The sequence below is a fragment of the Vibrio sp. YT-15 genome (assembly GCF_033337445.1).
Taxonomy (GTDB): Bacteria; Pseudomonadota; Gammaproteobacteria; order Enterobacterales; family Vibrionaceae; genus Vibrio; species Vibrio alginolyticus.
Map to the genome: position 1 here is coordinate 1 of NZ_JAWOQR010000201.1, position 1,001 is coordinate 1,001.

Annotated in this window: 1 protein-coding gene and 1 pseudogene; both read left to right on the top strand. The window is 48.5% G+C overall.

Annotated elements, in window-relative coordinates:
- Positions 1 to 606: substrate-binding domain-containing protein (locus R7D93_RS26315; RefSeq protein WP_318129683.1), on the top strand; the 606-nt coding region annotated here is incomplete at its 5' end.
- A 175-nt stretch (positions 607 to 781) separates the two neighbouring features.
- Positions 782 to 1,001, top strand: a pseudogene (locus tag R7D93_RS26320) (cell division protein FtsN); the annotation flags it as partial.

Sequence of the window (1,001 nt, forward strand, 5' to 3'; positions counted from 1 at the left end):
CAGAAAAACCTGCCACCAATGGTCATGGCTTGTGAGTTTGCGCCAGAGCTAGAATTACCAACCGTGCACATTGACAACCTAACGTCTGCTTTTGAAGCGGTCAATTACCTAACTCAACTTGGCCATAAACGCATAGCACAAATTTCAGGGCCAGACACAGCGGTATTGTGCCAGTTCCGCCAGCAAGGTTATCAACAAGCCTTGCGTCGCGCGGGGATCAGTAAAGACCCACAATACAGCGTTATCACTGAGTTTTCTTTTGACGGCGGCGCGAAAGCTGTACGTAAGTTGCTAGAACTTCCAGAGCCACCAACTGCGATTTTCTGCCACTGTGACACCATGGCAATCGGCGCAATCCAAGAAGCGAAACGGCTCGGTCTGCGTGTTCCACAAGATCTGTCGGTGGTTGGTTTCGATGATATCAACTTTGCTCAATACTGCGATCCACCGTTAACGACCATTTCTCAACCTCGTTATGAAATTGGCCGCCAAGCGATGCTTATGATGCTTGAACTCCTTAAAGGCCATGACGTTCATTCAGGTTCACGCTTACTAGAAACTAAGCTTGTTGTCCGTGGTAGCGCAGCGCCACCGCAACGCGCCTAAGCGCTCGGTAGTCCAACGCGACTATCATGTAAACTAATGATAAGCGGTGCCCATTGGCGCCGCTTTTTGTATTCTCTATCTGATACGTAGCTATCAAGATTACATCAATAGGGTGTTTTCTCGACCCGTTCTGGATTACCATATTTGGAAGAATCCTTGATGACCAGAAGTAACCGTGGCAAACAGAGATTATGTGAGACGGGGGCGAGGCGCTCCAAAAAAGTCGACAAAAAAACAACCTCCCAAAAGAAAACCTTGGCGTAGTGGTCTACTTGCAATCTTGCTTGTGGGCGGTTTTGGCTATGGTCTGTATTTATTAAGTAACGATCCAGAACCGAAACCACCCGTGGTGCAACAACCTCCCACGACCGTCAGTAAGCCAAAGCCGAAAAAGG